The 18,316-nt window shown below is 60.8% G+C and carries 20 protein-coding genes; 7 read left to right on the top strand and 13 right to left on the bottom strand.

The window, feature by feature from the left end:
* The 3 genes from radC to NW852_RS02115 form a co-directional block, all read right to left on the bottom strand.
* Positions 1 to 680 (bottom strand): RadC family protein (gene radC, locus NW852_RS02125; protein ID WP_414426423.1); only part of this gene is annotated, 680 nt, incomplete at its 3' end.
* 7 nt (positions 681 to 687) lie between these two features.
* Positions 688 to 2,394 carry an ArnT family glycosyltransferase gene (locus tag NW852_RS02120; protein ID WP_414426422.1) on the bottom strand — a complete coding sequence of 569 codons (1,707 nt, stop codon included), beginning with the start codon at positions 2,392 to 2,394 and terminating at the stop codon, positions 688 to 690.
* Positions 2,387 to 3,448: a CIA30 family protein gene (locus tag NW852_RS02115; protein WP_414426421.1), complete on the bottom strand. Its 1,062-nt coding sequence runs from the start codon at positions 3,446 to 3,448 to the stop codon at positions 2,387 to 2,389. Before NW852_RS02115 ends, NW852_RS02120 begins: the two co-directional genes overlap by 8 nt.
* A gap of 474 nt (positions 3,449 to 3,922) precedes the next feature.
* Here NW852_RS02115 and psbV point away from each other — a divergent pair, with 474 nt between their 5' ends.
* From psbV to NW852_RS02095, 4 genes are all read left to right on the top strand, one after another.
* Entirely contained in the window at positions 3,923 to 4,420 is a 498-nt protein-coding gene (gene psbV, locus NW852_RS02110; RefSeq protein WP_414370281.1) for a photosystem II cytochrome c-550, read from the top strand.
* Positions 4,420 to 4,944 (top strand): photosystem II cytochrome PsbV2, encoded by a 525-nt coding sequence (psbV2, locus tag NW852_RS02105; protein WP_414365040.1) that lies wholly within the window; start codon positions 4,420 to 4,422, stop codon positions 4,942 to 4,944. The genes psbV and psbV2 overlap by 1 nt, the downstream gene beginning before the upstream one ends.
* A gap of 67 nt (positions 4,945 to 5,011) precedes the next feature.
* Positions 5,012 to 5,503, top strand: coding sequence for a hypothetical protein (locus NW852_RS02100; protein WP_414365038.1), 492 nt, complete (start codon positions 5,012 to 5,014; stop codon positions 5,501 to 5,503).
* Positions 5,491 to 6,387 carry a sulfatase-like hydrolase/transferase gene (locus tag NW852_RS02095; RefSeq protein WP_414370279.1) on the top strand — a complete coding sequence of 299 codons (897 nt, stop codon included), beginning with the start codon at positions 5,491 to 5,493 and terminating at the stop codon, positions 6,385 to 6,387. The genes NW852_RS02100 and NW852_RS02095 overlap by 13 nt, the downstream gene beginning before the upstream one ends.
* A gap of 102 nt (positions 6,388 to 6,489) precedes the next feature.
* Here NW852_RS02095 and NW852_RS02090 read toward each other — a convergent pair whose 3' ends face one another.
* The 4 genes from NW852_RS02090 to NW852_RS02075 all read right to left on the bottom strand — a co-directional run bounded on the left by NW852_RS02090 (position 6,490) and on the right by NW852_RS02075 (position 11,293).
* Positions 6,490 to 7,626 (bottom strand): AI-2E family transporter, encoded by a 1,137-nt coding sequence (locus NW852_RS02090; protein ID WP_414370277.1) that lies wholly within the window; start codon positions 7,624 to 7,626, stop codon positions 6,490 to 6,492.
* A gap of 21 nt (positions 7,627 to 7,647) precedes the next feature.
* Positions 7,648 to 8,424 carry an enoyl-ACP reductase FabI gene (fabI, locus tag NW852_RS02085; RefSeq protein ID WP_414348999.1) on the bottom strand — a complete coding sequence of 259 codons (777 nt, stop codon included), beginning with the start codon at positions 8,422 to 8,424 and terminating at the stop codon, positions 7,648 to 7,650.
* Between the two features lie 61 nt (positions 8,425 to 8,485).
* Positions 8,486 to 10,291, bottom strand: a complete 1,806-nt coding sequence (gene aspS, locus NW852_RS02080) for an aspartate--tRNA ligase (protein WP_414370276.1) — start codon at positions 10,289 to 10,291, stop codon at positions 8,486 to 8,488.
* Between the two features lie 72 nt (positions 10,292 to 10,363).
* The gene (locus NW852_RS02075) at positions 10,364 to 11,293 is read right to left on the bottom strand and encodes a metal ABC transporter solute-binding protein, Zn/Mn family (protein WP_414370274.1); all 930 of its coding nucleotides are present in this window, start codon (positions 11,291 to 11,293) and stop codon (positions 10,364 to 10,366) included.
* 62 nt (positions 11,294 to 11,355) lie between these two features.
* On the opposite strand from NW852_RS02075, the gene NW852_RS02070 reads away from it, so the two are divergent.
* Complete coding sequence (locus NW852_RS02070) at positions 11,356 to 12,111, top strand: metal ABC transporter ATP-binding protein (RefSeq protein ID WP_414370272.1); 756 nt, start codon at positions 11,356 to 11,358, stop codon at positions 12,109 to 12,111.
* 15 nt (positions 12,112 to 12,126) lie between these two features.
* Entirely contained in the window at positions 12,127 to 12,960 is an 834-nt protein-coding gene (locus NW852_RS02065) for a metal ABC transporter permease (RefSeq protein ID WP_414337194.1), read from the top strand.
* Between the two features lie 46 nt (positions 12,961 to 13,006).
* On the opposite strand, the gene NW852_RS02060 is transcribed toward NW852_RS02065, so the two are convergent.
* The 3 genes from NW852_RS02060 to NW852_RS02050 form a co-directional block, all read right to left on the bottom strand.
* Entirely contained in the window at positions 13,007 to 13,297 is a 291-nt protein-coding gene (locus tag NW852_RS02060; protein WP_414365030.1) for an RNA recognition motif domain-containing protein, read from the bottom strand.
* 195 nt (positions 13,298 to 13,492) lie between these two features.
* Positions 13,493 to 14,275 (bottom strand): 16S rRNA (guanine(527)-N(7))-methyltransferase RsmG, encoded by a 783-nt coding sequence (gene rsmG / locus NW852_RS02055; RefSeq protein ID WP_414370270.1) that lies wholly within the window; start codon positions 14,273 to 14,275, stop codon positions 13,493 to 13,495.
* The gene (locus tag NW852_RS02050; protein ID WP_414370268.1) at positions 14,272 to 15,297 is read right to left on the bottom strand and encodes a hypothetical protein; all 1,026 of its coding nucleotides are present in this window, start codon (positions 15,295 to 15,297) and stop codon (positions 14,272 to 14,274) included. Before NW852_RS02050 ends, rsmG begins: the two co-directional genes overlap by 4 nt.
* A 394-nt stretch (positions 15,298 to 15,691) precedes the next feature.
* On the opposite strand from NW852_RS02050, the gene guaA reads away from it, so the two are divergent.
* The gene (gene guaA, locus NW852_RS02045; protein WP_414365054.1) at positions 15,692 to 17,242 is read left to right on the top strand and encodes a glutamine-hydrolyzing GMP synthase; all 1,551 of its coding nucleotides are present in this window, start codon (positions 15,692 to 15,694) and stop codon (positions 17,240 to 17,242) included.
* A 52-nt stretch (positions 17,243 to 17,294) separates the two neighbouring features.
* Here guaA and NW852_RS02040 read toward each other — a convergent pair whose 3' ends face one another.
* The 3 genes from NW852_RS02040 to NW852_RS02030 form a co-directional block, all read right to left on the bottom strand.
* Positions 17,295 to 17,516: a hypothetical protein gene (locus tag NW852_RS02040; RefSeq protein WP_011430503.1), complete on the bottom strand. Its 222-nt coding sequence runs from the start codon at positions 17,514 to 17,516 to the stop codon at positions 17,295 to 17,297.
* A 2-nt stretch (positions 17,517 to 17,518) separates the two neighbouring features.
* The gene (locus tag NW852_RS02035; protein ID WP_414365025.1) at positions 17,519 to 17,845 is read right to left on the bottom strand and encodes a hypothetical protein; all 327 of its coding nucleotides are present in this window, start codon (positions 17,843 to 17,845) and stop codon (positions 17,519 to 17,521) included.
* An 80-nt stretch (positions 17,846 to 17,925) separates the two neighbouring features.
* Positions 17,926 to 18,316, bottom strand: a 391-nt coding sequence (locus NW852_RS02030; RefSeq protein ID WP_414426420.1) for a GTP-binding protein, incomplete at its 5' end; no start/stop codon positions are given.

The following is an 18,316-nucleotide window of genomic DNA, read 5'->3' as shown; positions in this document are numbered from 1 at the left end:
AGGAACTGGCCGCCGCCGAGAATGAGGTGATCCAAAACCGGGATCTGCAGCAGTTGCCCCGCCTGCAAGAGTTGCCGCGTCAGGGCAAGATCCTCCGGGCTGGGATCCAAACTGCCGGAGGGGTGGTTGTGGGCCACCAGGATGCGGCTGGCTCCTTGCTTGATGGCGCTGCGGAAGGTTTCCCGCGGGTGGGTGAGGGTTTCCGTGGCGGTTCCCCGGGTTACAATCTGCTGGCCAATGAGGCGGTGTTTGATGTCCAAGTGCAGGACGGCAAAGTGCTCTTGGGTCTCCCACATCAGGTCGCCGCTTAGGGCCATGGCCGCCTGTTCTGGCGATTCAATCACCGTCCGCTCGGGTGGTCGGGCCAAAAAGATCCGCCGCCCCAGCTCGATGGCGGCCAACACTGTTGCTGCTTTGGCTGGGCCAATGCCCTCAATTTGCAGCAGCTCTCCGGCTTCCAGCTGGCGCAGTTGGGCTAAGGGATCCCCCTGGGCTTCCAATTTTTTCAAGAGCAACTGGGCCAGGCCAACGGCTGAGAGCTTGCCCGGCCCCTGGCCGGTGTTGAGCAAAATGGCCAGCAGCTCCGCATGGGAGAGGTTTCTTGCCCCTTGGTTAAGCAGCCGCTCGCGCGGGCGATCCTGAAGGGGAAGGTCGCTGATACGCAACACGTACTGGCTCATCTTGCGGCTAAGGCAGAGAAGAGGTTTTTTTCAACAGCCAAAAGGGGCTGCGGCGCTCTACGACCTGCCAAGTTGCTGCTAGCTCAGCTACAAAGGGATCCCAGGTCACCAGATAGTCGGGCACCTGCCAGGCGGCCAGCTCCTCCAGGTTGGCGGCATAGGGCACCCGCAGCGGGCCATAAAAATAGGGTACAAATGACCGCAGCCCATAAAGGCCAACCCTTCCCGAAAGAGCCGGTTCTGGGCCGGCAAACTGCCGGAAGAAGTGGACGGATCCCCCCTGGGTATGCTGCAACACCCTTGGGAAAACCCAGCTCCAGGCCAACTGGGCGCTTAGTCCCGTGGCCAAGAGCAAGATGGCCCATCCCCGAGCATTGTGCCGAGCTCTAATCCAGGCCAGTCCCCCCAACGCCAGGAGCACAGCAGGGCCATAGGTGAAGAAGGGCCACTCCACCTCGGCCTGGAGATACCCCAGGGCCAAGCTGCCCGCTAGGCTCTCGAAAAGGTCGGCAAGCGGGATCCCCAAAGCCGCCAATCCCTTCTCGACCCTCGGCAGCAGCAGGACGGGATCCTGGGATCCCAGCCAGGGCAATAGCAGCCACAGGGCTAGCCAAAACAAACCGCTCAGCAGGATCCAGCCGCCTTCCCAAACGCTGAGTTGAGCCTCTCTTGATCCCAGGCGTTGCAGGCGCAGGGCAGCAAAGTAGGCGCCGATGGGATAAAGCAGCGAGGTGTAGTGGATCAACTTGGTTTGCACCAAGAGCGAAAACAGAGCCAGCACCACCCCGAAGGCCACCAACAGCAGGCGTTCTGCCCGCTGAGTTAAATCCGCCGCTGCCGAGTCACTGCTCCTGCGGAGGCTGGCCAAGATCTCGGCCAAGGCCGGAGCCGCCCAGGGAAAACACCCTAGAGCAAAGGCCAAGAGATGCAGGTAAACTGGGCCGGGGTGGCCGCTGGGGGTACTCACCAAACCCCACTGGTAGTGCCAAAACGCCGCCAGCCACCGCAGCCCCCGCGCCGCTGCTTCCAGCGCCAGCCAGGCCAGAGGAATAGCCCCCGCCAAGCCGAGGAAGGCCACCATCTCCCCCCACCGCCTTGGCGGATCCCGCTGCCAGAGCTTGTAGAGGGCCCAGATGCCCAGCGGCAACACCAGCCCCACCGGCCCTTTGGCCAACACCGCTAGGCCCAAGGCCAGCGCGCCCAGGGCGTTCCACCCCTGCCCGGAGCGGCCGGAGCGACGGGCCTCGTCGGCAGCCCAAAGGGATCCCAGCCCCACGCCCATGCCCAAATTCAACAGCGGGTCGATGAGGCCGGTTTTGTAGAAAAACAAAGGCAGGTAGCCCGTCAGGAGCAGGATCCCCCAGAGGCAGCCAAACCCCACCCCGCGCAGCCGCGCTCCCCACGCCCCCAAGAGGGCCACCGTGATGCCGCCGGCAAACGCATTGGGTAGCCGCGCCGCCCCTTCGTTGACCCCCAGGGCCGCCATCGCCAGGGCCTGCAGCCAGAAAAACAGGGGCGGCTTCTCGTAGAAGGGCTCGCCGTTGATCTGCAAAGCCAGGGGATCGCCGCTGGCCAGCATCTGCCGCGCCAAGCTGGCGTAAATGAGCTCGTCCCAGTCAAACAGGTAAGGGATCCCCTGGCCCGCCCCCAGCCACAGGAGAGCCAAAAGCCCCATCCCCAGGGATCCCTGGAGGCCGCCAAGAAGCCTAGCCATGGAAGGCTTCCAGAGGCACCACCCGGCCCACACTGGCGGGCGAGCGCAAAAGGCGCAGTAGGTGAGCGGCTAAGGTGGATCCCTCGATCTCGGCGGGAATCTCCACCCCACACCAACGGCTGGAGCTCTCCTGCAGGGTTGCCACCCAGTCGGGAGTTAGGGATCCCCGCGCCACCCCAATCAGTTGCGGCAGCGGCTTCTGGCGATAGAGCCCGATCCAACGCACGCCCAGCCGAAACGGCCCAGGCCGAAAACGGGGGTTGGGACTGCCGTCCGCTTCAAACTTGCTCAGCATCAGTTGCAGCGAATGGATCTGGCGGGTATTCAAGGGGGGAGCGGCAACCCGGCGGGCGCGAAAGGTGGGCACCATCTCGGCAAAAGGAACCTGGACAGTCTGCTCCTCCCCTGGGGTGGTGTCGAAAGCATAGCTGTAGGCCGGGCTGTCCCAGCCCCCTTGATCCCGCAGCAGAACCTTGTAGCGCTGTCCATCGCCCCGTAGCCGCAGCTCCAGGCCGGCAAACCCTGAGGCATCCAGAGGCGGCTGCCAATTGCGCGTGCGCGTGGAAACAAAGCCGCCGAAGTTGGCCGTGGAAACCTGGCCCGTAAACAGCAGCTCACCCTCCCCCCAGAGCAGTTGGCTTTGACTCACCCCGCCCATCACCACATCGTCGAGGATGCCCCAGAACTGGTTCAGCTGGGGATCGGGCTGGCGGAAGTCAAAGAGCAACTGTTCTGTTTGGCCGCTGCGGCGCAGGCGCTCTAGGTAGGCCTTAGCTTTCTCCCGGTTCTCCAGACCGAGGATGACCCTGGCTGTCACCTCATCCCCTCTCTCCTGGACTTCTGCCCCTTGCCGGTGCAGCGCCTCCGCCAGCCCCACTGGTAGGCCATCGCCCAAGAGGATCACGGGAAGGGGAGCTGAAGTCGCCAGGGAAGGAGGCATGAAGTCAACGGCTGCTGTCTGAAACCCATTCTGAACCCAGCGCCAGAGGTCAGCAAAGGGCAGCGCTTCGTAGTAGGTCAGCGTGTTCCAAAACCGCCCCAGATCCCAAGGCATGGCCTTCCCATCTAGAGAACGCACGCAGGCGAGATGCTTACAGGATAGCCCCAGTCAGGGGATCCCTAGCAATTGAACCGCCTTTGAAGACTCCTCAACCCTATCTGCCCCAACCTCTGCCGGCCCTAGGTTTTCTCGGCAGCGGATCAAGCCAACCGCTGCTGTCCTCTCCAGAAGGCAAGGGATCCCTTCTCCGAGTTTGCTTTTGTGGATCGCATTGCCGCTCTCGGCAGGGTGGGGGCACTAACCCAACCGTTGAGGGGGCGCTGGATCCGCAATCAAACTTAACACTAAAAGTCGAAGAGAATAGCTTGCAAAAGCGATCCCGGATCCCATCGGCAAATGATCTCGCAATGGTCTATTCTTGATCCTGTTGTCGGGTTTGTCGCTGGAGCGGAGCTGACCCCCCCTTCTAAGATCGAACTACGGAGAACCATGTTTAGCAAATCTTTTTCTCTTCAGAAAGCGTTCGCGATGGCGCGCCGTCGGTTATTGGTCCTGATCTTGGCTTTGGGGATGGCCGGATATGCCTGGGGGCCGGCCTTGGCGGCCAGGCAGATTCCTCCTGTAGCCTTGTCGCCAACCGAGTCCATCACTTTCACGGAAGCGCAACTGGCCAGAGGAAAGCAGTTATTCAACAAAGCCTGTGCCCAGTGTCATGTGGGTGGCCAGACCTATCCCAACCCGGACGTGAGCCTGAAGCTCTCGGATCTGGAGGGGGCAACACCTCCCCGCGATAATGTGTTGGCGATCGTAGACTACATCAAGAACCCGGTCACCTATGACGGGGTAGAGTCCCTGGTGGAATATCATCCCAACACCCAGCTTCTGAGTGAGTATCCTCGCCTGCGCAACCTCACCGATGAGGATCTGAAGTTAATTGCCGGCTACATCCTAGTGCAGGCTAAGACCGTACCCGGCTGGGGCGGCACCAAGAGCGAATCCCACAGCGACCTTTCCGCCTATCTCTAATGCCTGGGCAAACTCAAGGGGCAAACCGGTGGGGGATCCCGGGCCGTGGCTGGAGGTGGGCCGGGATCCTGCTTTTGGTATGGCTAGGGATAGCTAGCCCAGCGGCAGGCCGCGTTGATCCCTATGTGAGCCAGTACCTGCGAACCCCTGAGCCAATAGAGTTGCCCTGGGATGCCGAAGGGCACATGCTCACCTTTACTCCAGAGCAACTTACCGACGGGAAAAATCGCTTTCAGGCTGCCTGTCTGAACTGCCACGTGGGCGGCTCTACCCTACCGGCTCCTAACATTTCCCTTTCGCTCAAGGCCTTGCGCGGCGCCACCCCGCCCCGCGACACCATTCAAGCTCTCATGGAGTACCAGCGGGATCCCCGCAGCTACGATGGCACCGAAGTTAGCTATGGCTGCCGCCCTGTGCCTCCCTCCTGGATGGATGATGAAGCGCTGCGCAACCTGGCTGCCTTTATCCTCAGGGCGGCTCAAGTGGCTCCGGGCTGGGGATCCAACGTCATCGGAGGTGGCTGAGGAATCGGGGTTCCCTCCGCCCGTTGCAGGGGTGGTGATAGCCTAGTGAAAAGGGAAGGTGGCGGCCATGCTCCAGAATATCCGCTCCATACTCCTGGGCCTGTGGATACTGGCCCTGCTCGTTTTCCTTGTCCAAAACTGGGGATCCACAGCAGCGGTCGTCGTGGCTGGTCAAGCCGGCGCTGCGATTCCTTTGTCGCTGACGCTGTTCACTGCCTATGGGGTAGGAGTCGGCTTGGGGTTTCTGTATGTGGGCGCTTGGCGGCTGCATGATCAGGCGTTGCAGCGACAGGCAATCCGCAAGTTAAACCAGCTCATCGACCGAGTGCGCTTCTTGGAAGCGCAGATGATTCCCCCCGACCACTATTTGCCTCAAGATCTGCCGGAGTACGAGCCGGATCCCCAGGCAGGTCGCTATTCCTATTCCAATATCCCGCCGGAACGCATTCGCCAACCCGCTGAACCTGAGGAGGAAGACGACACGGCCACTACCCCCAACTGGCGGATAGTCCGACGTCCCTACCCCGGCCAAGAGGAGGAAGAGGAATGGGACTCCTAAGCTGGTGGAGATCTTCTGCCAATCCCTTGCCTGAGCCCGCTCCCCGACCTGAGCCCCAAGGGCAAAATCACTACCTGTTGATCATTTTGGACAGTTGCCGCTTCGACAGCCTGCTGGCTGCCAACCCCAAGCATCTGCTCAAGTTGGGATCCCTGGAAAAGCGTTGGAGCTACGCCTCCTGGACGGCTCCCGCCCATTACAACCTGCTGATGGGCCTGTTGCCTCACACCAGCCCTACCCACGTTTTCGCCTCTGAGCACTACAAGCAGGAGTATTTGCGTTACAACGAGCGCCTCGGCACCCGGCAGCCGATTGAGTTCAAGCATCTGCTGCCTCACCTCTACTTGCCAACGCTCCTGAAGCATCAACTGGGCTACACCACCCATGCCATGGTCTCCCTGCCGGTGCTCAACCCCAGCACTCTGCTCAATCGCGACTTCGATTCCTACCGTCTCATGCCGCGGCACAACGATATGGCGGCCATGGTGGAGCAGTTGCGCTTCGAGCCGGATCGCCCCAGCTTTTACCTATTAAATGTGGGCGAAACTCACTATCCCTACGCCCTGCCCGACGAGGACCCCAGCTCGTGGCCCCGCATCTCTGGGGTCAATGGTGTGTTAAAGCGCCTGGATGAAGGGGAAGAGACCGGGATCCCCTTTTTCAATTCCGCCCAGTTGGAGGAGCTGCGCCAGCGGCAGATCGAGGCGGTGCGCTACCTAGATGGGGTCTTTGAGCAACTGTTCGATCTGGTTCCCAAAAACACCTACATCACGGTTACTGCCGACCACGGCGAGTTGTTTGGGGAAGGGGGCTACTTTGGCCATGGCCCCATCCAGCACGAAAAGGTGCTAGAAGTGCCTTTCATTGAGGGAAAAATTCGCTAGGACAAGGCCCAGCCCCTCACCCGCGGCCCTCTTCCTCTGGGAGAGGGGAGATGGGGATCGGGGCTAGGTTGCTGCCTGGAAGAGTCGTCTGCGAAAAAGGGGCTAGACCTGCTGGGTCTCTGGCTTGGGCAAGGTGGGATCCCGGTGGGTTTCGATGGGGCTTTTGCTGAGGGAGGTCACCTTCGCAGCAGGGGATAAGCCATCTTCGGCGGCCAAGTCGGCGGAACGGGCAATCTCGTAGAGACTTTTCACCACACTGGTTAGGGGAATGGCAACGATCACGCCCAAGATGCCCCCCAGTTGCGCCCCCACCAATAGGGCAATCAAGATCCACACCGGGTTGAGGCCAATCAGTTCCCCCATTAGCCGGGGAGCGATGACTCGATCCTTGATCTGCTGCACAATTAGGGAGACCAGCACCACCTTGAGGCTGAGCCAGATATCTTGGAAGGCCAGCAGCACTGCTGCCGCGCCGATGCCGATAAAGCCCCCCACTAGCGGGATCACCTCCAGCAGGCCAATCAAGAGGCCAAACAAAAGCCCAAAGGGTACTCGCAGCAGCCCAAACACTGGCACCAGCATCAGGGCCATAATGAACCCCAACACCAACTGGCTGATGAGAAAGTTCTGGAAACTCAGAGCCAGGGCTTCGCCGATGCGCGGCCCCCAGGGCTTGGGGAAGAGGCTGAGCAACCCCTGCCAAAACTGGCCGCCGTAGAGCAGCATGTAGAGGGCCAGCACCAACACCAACACCAAGTCAACCACCTGGTTAAAGGTGCCCAGGAGGATGTCTAGGGATTGGCTGGCAATTTTTTCGGCACTGGCCTGCAGGCGGTTGAGGAGGGTGTTCACCAGCTCCGTCTGGCCGAGGTTGATGTTGCGCTCTGCCGCCCACAGGCTGATTTGATCCAGCCAGCTTTGTAAGGTATCCACCCACTCCGGGATCCGCGCCCCCAACTGCACCACCTGCTTGGCCAGGATGGGCACGATGGCGATCCCTACCAAGGCCAGCAGCACCACCGACAGGGCAAAAACCAGGGTGACCGCCAAACCCCGACTGACCCGATAGCGCTGCAGCACCTGTACCGGATAGTTGAGCAAAAAGGCCAGCACCGCTGCCGTCAGGAGGGTGGTGAGCAGATGGCCAAACAGCCGGCCCACCTGCAGGGCCAGCCAGCCGCTAATGACGATCAAAATCCAGGTGAGCAGCAGCCGCTGCAAAGGTGAGAAGCGATTCATGCCAGGGGGATCCCCAAGAGCCTAAAAACCCAGGATGCTATATCCACTATCCACATAGATCACCTGGCCGGTAATGCCGCTGGCCAGGTCGCTGGCCAAAAAAGCAGCCACATTGCCCACCTCGAGCTGGGTGATATTGCGCCGCAGCGGAGCCTTCTCCTCCACCGCGTGCAGCATGGCATGAAAATCCGAAATCGCCGAAGAAGCCAGGGTGCGAATGGGCCCGGCAGAGATAGCATTCACCCGGATCCCGGCAGGGCCCAGCTCGGCCGCCAGGTAGCGAACACAGGTTTCCAGGCCCGCTTTGGTGACAGCGGCCATGTTGTAGTTGGGCACCACCCGCACGCCCCCCAGATAGGTGAGGGTGAGGATGCTGCTGCCGGCTCTCAAGAGGGGCTTGGCGGCCCGGCAGAGGGCAATCAGGGAGTAGGTGCTCACATCCATGGCCAGGGCAAACCCCTCCCGCGAGATATCGCTAAAGTTGCCGCTCAGCTCTTCTTTTTTAACGAAAGCTAGGCAGTGAACCAAGATATCGACCTGACCCCATTTTTGGGCCACCCCTTGAAACAGATCGTTGATCTGCTGGTCGCTTTGCACGTCGCAGGGAAGGAGAAAATCCGGCTGCAGGGGCTCCGTCAATTGCTGGACTTTGGTTTTGAAGCGATCCCGCTCGTCTGGCAAGTAGGTAACCCCCAACGTAGCTCCCGCTTTGTGCAGTTGCTGGGCAATGCCCCAGGCGATGGAGCGCTCGTTGGCAATGCCAGTTACCAAGGCTTTCTTTCCGGTCAGATCTAGCATAAGGAGACCCAAGAGTAGGGGTACATGCCTATCCATCCTCCCACACAGGTGGAGGGATCCCTTAGCTGGGCTGATAGGTGGAAGCCACGTGCAATTCTTTGAGCTGCTTGGGCTCGACGCCGGCAGGGGCGCCGGTGAGCAAACACCTAGCCTGCTGGGTTTTGGGAAAGGCGATGACATCGCGGATGGAATCTTCCCCCGCCAGCAGCATCACCAGCCGGTCTAGGCCGTAGGCGATGCCCCCGTGGGGCGGCGTGCCGTACTCAAAGGCTTCTAGCAAAAAGCCAAACTTGTCCCGCGCCTGCTCAGGGGTGAGGCCGATGGCCTGGAAAACCTGCTCCTGGATCTCCCGCTGGTAGATGCGCAGGGATCCCCCGCCCACTTCCACGCCGTTCCAGACCAGGTCGTAGGCCTGGGCCCGCGCCGTTTTTAGGTCGGCCAAGTCCTCCGGATGAGGGGCGGTAAAGGGGTGGTGCAGGGCTTCCAGGCGGTTTTCCTCGGCGTTGAATTCAAACATGGGGAAATCGGTGATCCAGAGAAGATTCAAGGCGTTCTCCGGGATCAAGCCTAGCTCCTGGCCCAGGTGCAGCCGCAGGCGGCCCAGCGACTCGTTGACCACGGCAGCCGGCCCCGCCCCAAACAGCAGCAGATCCCCTGGCTTGGCGTTGGTCATCTGCAGCAACTGCTTCTCCTGCTCAGGGCTAAGGCTTTCCTTGAGGGCACCAATGGTATCGAGGCTGCCGGCGCGCACCCGAATGAAGGCCAGGCCGCCCGCCCCGTACTGGGTAACCAGCTTGAACAGATCGCCGCCGGGCTTGATGCGGGTGTTGGAGATCCTCTCGTCGCCGCCGGGCACCGGCAGAGCCTTGATCACTCCCCCCTGCTGCAGGGCTTTGGCGAAGACTTGAAAGCGGGATCCCTGAAACACCCCCGAAACATCCACCAACTCCAGCCCAAAGCGGGTGTCGGGTTTGTCGGAGCCGTAGCGGGCCATAGCCTCGGCGTAGGTCAGCCGCGGGAAGGGACGGGGCAGGTCGATCCCTTTGACAGTTTTGAAGATGTGGCCGATGAGCCGCTCGTTGAGCTCCAAGATTGCCTCCTGATCCAGGAAGCTCATCTCCATGTCCAACTGGGTAAACTCCGGCTGGCGATCTGCCCGCAGATCTTCATCCCGAAAACAGCGGGCAATTTGGTAGTAGCGATCCACGCCAGCCACCATCAGCAACTGCTTAAAAAGCTGGGGCGACTGCGGCAGGGCAAACCACTCGCCGGGGTTGACGCGGCTGGGCACCAAGTAATCTCTGGCACCTTCGGGGGTGGAGCGGGTGAGGATGGGGGTCTCCACCTCGATAAAGCCTTCTTCGTCCTCCAGAAAGCGGCGAATGGCCTTGATCACCTGGTGGCGCAGTTGCAGGTTGCGGGACAAGCGCTCCCGCCTTAAGTCCAAGTAGCGGTAGCGCAGGCGAATCTCCTCCCGCACCTCTTCCCCTTCTTCCCCCGAGACACTGAAGGGAAGCTGCTTGCCCACGCGGCTGAGAATTTCCAGCTCTTCTGCGTAGACCTCCACTTCGCCGGTGGGCAGGCGGGGGTTAAAGGAGTCTTCAGGCCGCTGCTGAACCCTACCTGTGACCCGCACTACGTATTCGCTGCGCACCTCCTTAGCCAGCTCATAGGAGAGGGGGGTCTTCTGGGGATCCGCCACCAGTTGCACAATGCCGGAGCGATCCCGCAGATCGAGAAAGATCACCCCCCCGTGGTCGCGGCGGCGGTCGATCCAGCCGTAGAGGGTGACACTCTGGCCGATGTGAGCTGGGCGCACTTGGCCACAATAGAGGGAACGAGGCGGGCGACGGATAGCAGCAGGCATGGACGCGGTAAGAAAACAAGGGTCTGAGCCCCTATCATACAAAACTCAGCCCCCCTGCCTCGATTCTGCCCCTCAAGGACAATCAGGGGATCCGCCCAAGGCCCCCACAATCGTGCAGGTGTTGTGGCGCATCATAGCGATGTAGGTTTCGGCACCGCTGCCTGGCTCCCCTAGGGAGTCCGAGTACAGTTCCTGTTCGGCCACCTGGACTCCCGCTTCGGCGGCCACCGTTTGGATGAGAGCGGGGTTAAGGGTGGTCTCGGCAAAAACCGCCGGCACCCCCAGGGCGCGGATCTCCTCCACCAACCGAGCCACCGTCTGGGCGCTGGGCTGTTCCTCGGTGCTGATCCCCAAGAGGGATCCCCCCATCTTCAGGCCGTAGGCTTGGGTGTAGTAGGCAAAGGCAGCGTGGGTGGTCACCAAAACCCGGTTGGCAGGGGGAATGGTCTGAATCTGCTCCGCGATCCAGGCGTGGAGCTCTTCCAGCTCCGCCCGATAGGCGGCGGCATTGGCCTGAAAAAAAGCCGCTTCGCCGGGCACCTGTTCCGCCAGCTCCTGGGCAATGGGCTCCACCATGAGGATGACGTTTTCCACATTGCCCCATACATGGGGATCCGGCGTCGGGATCCCGTCCTCATCGGTGACGATGGGGTCGAGGATCTCGGCCAGGGCAACCCGCCGCGCCCGTTGAGCAGCAGCGTTGACGAGACGAATCAACCCCGCCTCCAAGTTGTAGCCGTTGTAAAACACCAGATCCGCCTGCTCGAGAGCTGCGGCATCTGCCGGTGTCGGCTCATAGACGTGGGGATCCTGTCCCGGCTGCAGCAGGCTGCTGAGCTGGATGCGATCTTGACCCACCTGCTCTACCCAATCGGCAATCAGAGTGGTGGTAGCCACAACGCGGGGATGTGCCACAGCCAAGCTGGCCAGAGATGTCCAACCGCCCATCAGCAGGCCAAGCCCCACCACCAAGCGGCGCAAAGAAAAGATCTTGGTTTTCATAATTGTTTCACTATTTGAGTTTCCCCTTAGGGTACACTGGTCTTGGCGAAAATGAAAGGAAAATGAAAAAGCCAGCGATTGCTCTCCCTCTTCGTCCGGCCTCTCTGGTGGTGCGGGATCTGACGGTGTGCTATGGCAAGTTGCTGGCGTTGGAGCGGATCAGCGCCGAGATCCGGCCAGGGTGCATCACGGGCATCCTGGGCCCCAACGGGGCTGGCAAAAGCAGCTTTCTCAAGGCGCTGCTGGGGTTGGTGCCAAAAGAGGGGGGCGAGGTGCGCTACGGCGGCCAGGCGCTGCGGGGGGAGCAGGTGGCCTATGTGCCGCAGCGGTCGGCCATCGACTGGAGCTTTCCGGCCACGGTGTGGGATGTGGTGCTGATGGGACAGGTGAGAGCTGCCGGCTGGTTGCGCCGCATCGGTCCGCAAGGTCGGGAGCGGGCAGCGCAAGCTCTGGAGCGGGTGGGGATGGGGGCCTATCGGGATCGGCCCATTGGTCGGCTATCAGGGGGACAGCAGCAGCGGGTGTTTTTGGCGCGGGCTCTAGCGCAGGCAGCCGAGATCTACGCCCTGGACGAGCCGCTGGCCGGGATCGACCAGCCCAGCGAGGCCATCGTGTTTCAGGTTTTGCGGGAGCTGGCCGACGCCGGCCATATCGTGATGGTGGTGCACCACGACCTGGGGCAGGCGCTGGCCCACTTTGATGAGGTGCTTCTCCTCAACCGCGTCCTGATTGCCCAGGGATCCCCGCAGCAGGTGCTGCAGCCGCAGGTGTTGCAGCGGGCCTATGGCCGCATCCTGCCCTTGGACTCAGCTGCCTAGGGGGTGAGGGGTGGTATGGAAGGGCTCTGGCACACCCTGGCGGATCCCTTGCGGTTTGCCTTTATGCAGCGGGCTCTGCTGGTGGCGGTGGCCATCGGCGTTCTCTGCGCGGTGGTGGGCAGCTATTTGCTGGTGCAAAGCTTGGCCCTCCTGGGGGATGCCCTCAGCCATTCGCTGCTGCCGGGCCTGGCCATTGCCTACCTGCTGGATCTCAACCTCTTTGTCGGTGCCTTCGTGGCGGGGTTACTGAGCGCCCTGCTCATCCAGTGGATCCGCTCCGCCACCCCCCTCAAGCCCGATGCGGCCATGGGGATCGTCTTTTCTGCTTTTTTTGCCCTAGGGATCCTCTTAATCACGTTAATCCAACGGCGGGCCCGCATCGATCTCAACCACTTCCTCTTCGGCAACCTCCTGGGGGTGAGCGCCGCTGATGTGTTGACAGTGGTGGGCATCACCGTCCTGGTGCTGGGATTGGTGGCCCTCTTTTTTAAGGAGCTGACCTTCTACAGTTTCGATCCCCTGGGGGCCAAGGCAGCCGGCCTGCCTACTGCAGGGTTGGGATGGGGGCTGATGGCGCTCACCTCCCTCACTCTGGTGGCCAGCATGAAGGCGGTGGGGGTGCTGCTGGTGCTGGCCATGCTCATCACACCAGCAGCAACAGCTTACCTGCTGGCGCCTCGCCTGCACCAGGTAATGCTGCTGGGATCCCTCTTTGGCGTCAGCGCTAGCCTGCTGGGGATGTACGCTAGCTACTACCTCAACGTCGCCTCCGGCCCGGCCATTGTCTTGGTGGCCTCCGTCTGGTTTGGCTTAGCCTTTCTGGCCAGAGTCATCTTCGGCCAAAGCTAAAGGCCGGGGAGAGAAGAGAGGGATCCCCGGCCCAGAGCCTATCCGATTAGAAGCGGGAAGAACGGCTATCCCGCCTGCCACCGCCTGCGCCGGCCTGACGCGGCATTGCCTTGTTAACCCTCAGATCCCGGCCCATCCAGGTGGCGCCATCCAACTCGTCGATGGCTTTCTGCTCGTCGGCCTCGTTTTCCAGGTCCACGAAAGCAAAGCCCCGCTTGCGGCCCGTCTCCCGATCCACTGGCAGCTTAATTTGCTTGACGGTGCCGTACTCGGAAAACACAAGCCGTAGGTCTTCTTCACTGGCTTTGAAGGACAAGTTGCCCACAAAAATGGTCATAACGTAGCGAACTCCGAACCTTAACCTTTTAGCGCTCAGTTCGGAAGCTCACCTGGTTAGACCATTGGCTCAATCCGAACCTGATGCCAACCACATCTTAGTCTCCCCGACGGCATTTGCAAACTACCTGTTCAAGATCTTTCTCCAGGAACTTGCAGAAGCTTTTTTGAACTAGGAAATTAAGGATCCCAACTTTTAGCGGTGCTTGTCCTGTCCCAGGGGTTGGCGTTTGGGAATGCCGGGAGGACGGGGATAGCAAGCTGGTGTGGGGGCAACTTTCTCCACCAGCAGGCAATGCCGTATCCCGTGGCTGCGGGGGGTAGTGAAGGCTTCGACGTGGATCAGCTTCCCCCCCAGGAGAGAAAGGGCTCGCTCCAGAGTTTGGGCTTCTGCCTCGATCCAATGGCCGCGGTAGAGAATGGCGCGTCCCCCCACCTTGAGCAGGGGCAGACAATACTCGGCGCAAACCTCCGCCGCTGCCAGGGCTCTGGCCAGGGCCAGATCGTAGCTGCCGCGTTCCTGCGGGTCTTGCCCCCAGATTTCGGCTCGCTGGGCCACCGCCCGCGCCTGGGTCAGGGAGAGCTGCTGCAGGGCCTCTTGCACAAAGGCAATCTTGCGTTGGCTGCTGTCCAGGAGGGTGAAGCTGGCCTGGGGCAGGGCAATTTGGGCCGGGATCCCTGGAAACCCTGCCCCGGTGCCGATGTCGATGCCCCGCCAGGGCCGAGCTTGAATCGCCGCCCAGGATCCCAGCAAGCGTAGGCCCCGCAGCGAGTCCCACAGGTGTTTCTCCCAAAAATCGATGGGAGCGGTGATGCGGGTCAGGTTCTGGGTGCGGTTTCCGGCCATCACCAGGGGATAGAGCTGTTGCAGTTGCTGCCGCTGCGGCTCAGAAGGCTGCCAGCCCAGCTCCGCCAGCCAGCTCTCCCAGAGGGCCTCCAGTTCGGGGGGCTCAGAGGTAGGCGGGGCAGCCTTCTTCATCCCAGGGATCCCAGCCATCGCGATCCCAGTTGCAATCCGGCAGGAATGGCTCGGTCGGCCCAGCCTTTCAGCTCTTGGGTCAAGCCCTGCAAAGATCGGTCGGCGCCCAGCAGCTCCTGGTTCAAGCACACCAGCTCCTGCAAATCCAGCTCCTGGCAGTTGGCCCAATCTTCTGCCAGCAAGTTGATCGGCTGGGGCTGAGCTTGCAACGGCTGCTGGGCAGCCAACTCCAGCTCTATATCCAAAAGCACCTGCTCCAGCCGTTCTACCCGCTCTTGCATCTGGGCCAATAAGGCCGCCAACTGCTGACAGCAATGGTGAACCCGCTGAGCATAAACCTTGAGCGGCAGCGTCAGCGGCAGCAGCGACTCAGACAACAGTTGAATCAGGTGCTGGGCCTCCAGTTCTTCCAGTTGCAGATCTTGCCAAATGGCATGGTAAAAATGGAGTGAGCGACGACAGGTTTCCAGGCGCTGGTAGCAGGGCTGCAATACAGAGCTGCGCAACTCCTGCAGATAATCGGCCCACAGTTGTCCGGCCTCTACCACCCAACCCGTTTGCAGAAAACTCCACCCCTGGGCCAGCAGCCAACTGATCACCAGACCTGCCAACAACTGCGGCTTTTGCTGGGCCAGAAAAGGCAGAAGATGCTCTCCCCAAATCGCCAACCCCAGCCAGAGCAGAGCGGCCAAAGCCAAGTGGGGCAAGCTGATCATCTGGGCCAGAAGCTGAGCAGAACCTGCGGATCCCTGGGGAAGTCGGCGCTGCCGCAGCATCCAGATGAGCCCTACACCCAAGCTGTACAGCCCTCCCCCCAACAGCGGGATCACCACCAACCACAGGGGTTGCCCCCTCCACAGGTGCAACAATAGCCCAGCCTGGCCCGGCGCATCCCAACTGAGCAAATACACAGCCAACAAAGCCAAAACCACACCCCACCCCTGCTGCCGTTGGAGGCGGCGGGCCAGCAGGCGGCGGCGACGACGAAGATAGGTTTGAAAGGATTCAGCCACAATGGACATAAAACGATGGATCGCAGATCCCTGCCAATATCCCCACCGGTCTGGATCGCCTCCTTACGATCATAAGTCTTGGCTCGGCCCTGGCGGCTCTGGGTTCACTATTGCGATTGTTACTGGGAGCCATCGCTTGGCTGGCGGGGCAGGGCTCATCAGACAGTTTTTCAGAGAAGTTCTGTTCTCAAAGCGGGCCTGGGAGAGGCTGTCCAGGACAGGCGGCTGCAAGAAAACCCCCCATCCCTGCTACGATGGAAAGGCCCTTAACGTTTCTTATCCACAGCCAAGTTGGTTTCTTGGTTCGGGTTTTCTCTTCTGCACTGTGCGAGGTTTTGTGAGCGCTTCTGCATCTCTCCTTAGCTCTGACCTGTCTCTCTCCCCCCTCAAGGTGCAGCGCCAGATGATCGTTATTCTCGACTTTGGATCCCAGTACTCGGAGCTCATTGCCCGTCGTATTCGCGAAACCCACGTCTATTCGGAAATCCTTTCCTACCGCACCACCGCTGAACACCTGCGGCAAATACGGCCCCAGGGCATCATCCTCTCCGGCGGCCCCAACTCGGTCTATGAGCCGGGCGCTCCTGCTTGTGACCCGGAGATCTGGAACTTAGGGATCCCCATCCTGGGCGTATGCTATGGCATGCAGCTCATGGTGCAGCAGTTGGGGGGCAAGGTGGAGCCAGCCCAGAAGGGGGAATACGGCCGTGCCGCCCTGCACATTTTGGATCCCACCGACCTGCTCACCAACTTGCCGGAAAACAGCATTATGTGGATGAGCCATGGGGATGCAGTGACCGAGTTGCCGCCAGGTTTTCACGCTCTGGCCGCCACGGACAACACCCCCTTTGCCGCCATTGCCAACCCGGCGCGTCGTCTGTACGGAGTGCAATTTCACCCAGAGGTGGCCCACTCGCAGGCGGGTGCCTTTCTCATTCGCAATTTTGTCTACCACATCTGCGGCTGCGAGCCCACCTGGACAACGGAAGCTTTTCTGGAGGAGGCGATTCGGGAAGTCCGGGCCCGTGTGGGCGACAAGAAGGTGTTGCTGGCTCTCTCCGGCGGGGTGGATAGTTCCACTCTGGCTTTTTTGCTGCACAAGGCCATCGGCGACCAGCTCACCTGCGTCTTCATCGATCAGGGGTTTATGCGCAAGGATGAGCCGCAGCGGCTGCTGCGCCTTTTCCAGGAACAATTTCACATCCCTGTCCACTACGTAGATGGCCAGGAGCGCTTCCTCCAACAGTTGAAGGGAGTTACCGACCCGGAAGAGAAACGCAAGCGCATTGGGGCAGAGTTTATTCGCGTCTTTGAGGAAGAATCCCAGCGGCTGGGCCCCTTCGAGTACTTAGCCCAGGGTACTCTTTACCCCGATGTGATCGAGTCGGCCAACACGAATGTGGATCCGGTGACCGGAGAGCGCATCGCCGTCAAGATCAAAAGCCACCACAATGTCGGCGGCCTGCCGGAAAATCTGCGCTTTAAGCTGGTAGAACCTCTGCGCAAGCTTTTCAAGGATGAGGTGCGGCAACTGGCCCGCTCGCTGGGTTTGCCGGAAGAAATTGTTGGCCGCCATCCTTTCCCAGGGCCGGGCCTGGCCATCCGCATTGTGGGCGAGGTCACCAAGGAGCGTCTGGAAACCCTGCGCGAGGCTGACATGATTGTCCGCCAGGAGATCAACCGCTCCGGCTACTACCCCAAGCTGTGGCAAGCCTTTGCCGTGCTGCTGCCGGAAGTGCGCTCGGTGGGGGTGATGGGGGATAAGCGCACCTATGCTTGCCCAGTGGTGGTACGACTGGTTACCAGCGAAGACGGCATGACGGCGGATTGGGCCAGGGTGCCCTACGACCTCTTGGCCACCATCTCCAACCGCATCGTCAACGAGGTGCCCGGCGTCAACCGTGTGGTTTACGACATCACCTCCAAGCCGCCAGGCACCATCGAGTGGGAGTGATGCGGGTCAGGCGGGATCCCTTGCCTCTGGCCTCAAGGCCGGCCTGGATCAATCACCTATGGCCTGCTTCTGGCAGGGAATAGGAAGGGCTTGAACTGAAGGGCTGAGCGGCTTGGACTTCCATGCGAGCCAGGGTTGTGGCCGCGTCGGCCAGTTGTAGGGCCAGGTTGGCACGGCTAATCGGATCCCGGGCATTCCAGAGATCTTGTCCCAAACAAAACACTCGATAGCGAAAAGCTTTGATGGAGTGCGATGGGATCACTTTGACGGTCATGGTTACAACCTTTTTTCCACAGCAATCTGAGCGTTCAGCAGAACCCGCTCGGGCTCAAGGTAAACAAATGTTACCAAAACAACTTCGTCGGCACCCCTAATCGCAACTGGGCAGGTGGCTTTTGGCGGCTCCACCTGTTCATGCCGTACCCCCACAGTGTATTCTCCAATCGGCAGGTCATCAAAGCCGGCGTCGGCGTAGATTAACTCGATGGTTTCTTCCGCAATCAGTTGCCCCTCCCGCTCCAGAAAGGCGACAAAAGGGATCCCGTCGATGGAAGTGAGGGCGTTGTTGGCCTGGTTGCGGATCATCACAAAAATGTCGGACATGGCTGGGATGCCCTCTCTCAAGGCTCCCCTCGCGAGGCTGGGGGAACGGGGCCCGACGCTTCTAAGCTGCCATCCAGTTCTTAGCCCTGGACGGGTGCAGGGACAAGACAGGCTTCCAACTTTTGCCGCAGCTTGGCCGTATCGAGGTGCTGGCCGATGAGCACCAACTGGTTTTTGGGCTGGCGAGGCCATGCATCGCTACTGAGGGTGTAGCGCCGACCGCTGAGGTGGAAGATATGTCGCTCTGGGCTTTCTTCAAACCACAGGATCCCTTTGGCCCGAAAGACTGCCTCGGGCAACTCATTGAGAAAGTTCTGGAAGGCGTCTAGAGAAAAGGGGCGATCGCTCTCAAAAGCCAGGGAGTTAAAACCATCAACCTCGATGTGGCTGCGGTGCGAGTGGCCATGCTCGTGGCCGTGTTCGTGGTCGTGCTCATGGTTATGCTCATGGTCATGCTCGTGCCCATGCTCA

It is taken from the genome of Synechococcus sp. H60.1, assembly GCF_047462335.1.
Classification (GTDB): domain Bacteria; phylum Cyanobacteriota; class Cyanobacteriia; order Thermostichales; family Thermostichaceae; genus Thermostichus.
This window is presented reverse-complemented; position numbering and strand designations above follow the sequence as displayed.

Bases quoted from the DNA above. Each gene is read 5' to 3' on its own strand.
- NW852_RS02035 (WP_414365025.1), bottom strand. From the start codon at position 17,845: ATGTCCGACATTTTTGTGATGATCCGCAACCAGGCCAACAACGCCCTC.
- NW852_RS02115 (WP_414426421.1), bottom strand. From the start codon at position 3,448: ATGCCTTGGGATCTGGGGCGGTTTTGGAACACGCTGACCTACTACGAA.
- guaA (WP_414365054.1), top strand. From the start codon at position 15,692: ATGATCGTTATTCTCGACTTTGGATCCCAGTACTCGGAGCTCATTGCC.
- NW852_RS02065 (WP_414337194.1), top strand. From the start codon at position 12,127: ATGGAAGGGCTCTGGCACACCCTGGCGGATCCCTTGCGGTTTGCCTTT.
- NW852_RS02120 (WP_414426422.1), bottom strand. From the start codon at position 2,394: ATGGCTAGGCTTCTTGGCGGCCTCCAGGGATCCCTGGGGATGGGGCTT.
- aspS (WP_414370276.1), bottom strand. From the start codon at position 10,291: ATGCCTGCTGCTATCCGTCGCCCGCCTCGTTCCCTCTATTGTGGCCAA.
- fabI (WP_414348999.1), bottom strand. From the start codon at position 8,424: ATGCTAGATCTGACCGGAAAGAAAGCCTTGGTAACTGGCATTGCCAAC.
- psbV2 (WP_414365040.1), top strand. From the start codon at position 4,420: ATGCCTGGGCAAACTCAAGGGGCAAACCGGTGGGGGATCCCGGGCCGT.
- NW852_RS02040 (WP_011430503.1), bottom strand. From the start codon at position 17,516: ATGACCGTCAAAGTGATCCCATCGCACTCCATCAAAGCTTTTCGCTAT.
- NW852_RS02050 (WP_414370268.1), bottom strand. From the start codon at position 15,297: ATGTCCATTGTGGCTGAATCCTTTCAAACCTATCTTCGTCGTCGCCGC.
- NW852_RS02100 (WP_414365038.1), top strand. From the start codon at position 5,012: ATGCTCCAGAATATCCGCTCCATACTCCTGGGCCTGTGGATACTGGCC.
- NW852_RS02095 (WP_414370279.1), top strand. From the start codon at position 5,491: ATGGGACTCCTAAGCTGGTGGAGATCTTCTGCCAATCCCTTGCCTGAG.
- NW852_RS02070 (WP_414370272.1), top strand. From the start codon at position 11,356: ATGAAAAAGCCAGCGATTGCTCTCCCTCTTCGTCCGGCCTCTCTGGTG.
- psbV (WP_414370281.1), top strand. From the start codon at position 3,923: ATGGCGCGCCGTCGGTTATTGGTCCTGATCTTGGCTTTGGGGATGGCC.
- NW852_RS02090 (WP_414370277.1), bottom strand. From the start codon at position 7,626: ATGAATCGCTTCTCACCTTTGCAGCGGCTGCTGCTCACCTGGATTTTG.
- rsmG (WP_414370270.1), bottom strand. From the start codon at position 14,275: ATGAAGAAGGCTGCCCCGCCTACCTCTGAGCCCCCCGAACTGGAGGCC.
- NW852_RS02060 (WP_414365030.1), bottom strand. From the start codon at position 13,297: ATGACCATTTTTGTGGGCAACTTGTCCTTCAAAGCCAGTGAAGAAGAC.
- NW852_RS02075 (WP_414370274.1), bottom strand. From the start codon at position 11,293: ATGAAAACCAAGATCTTTTCTTTGCGCCGCTTGGTGGTGGGGCTTGGC.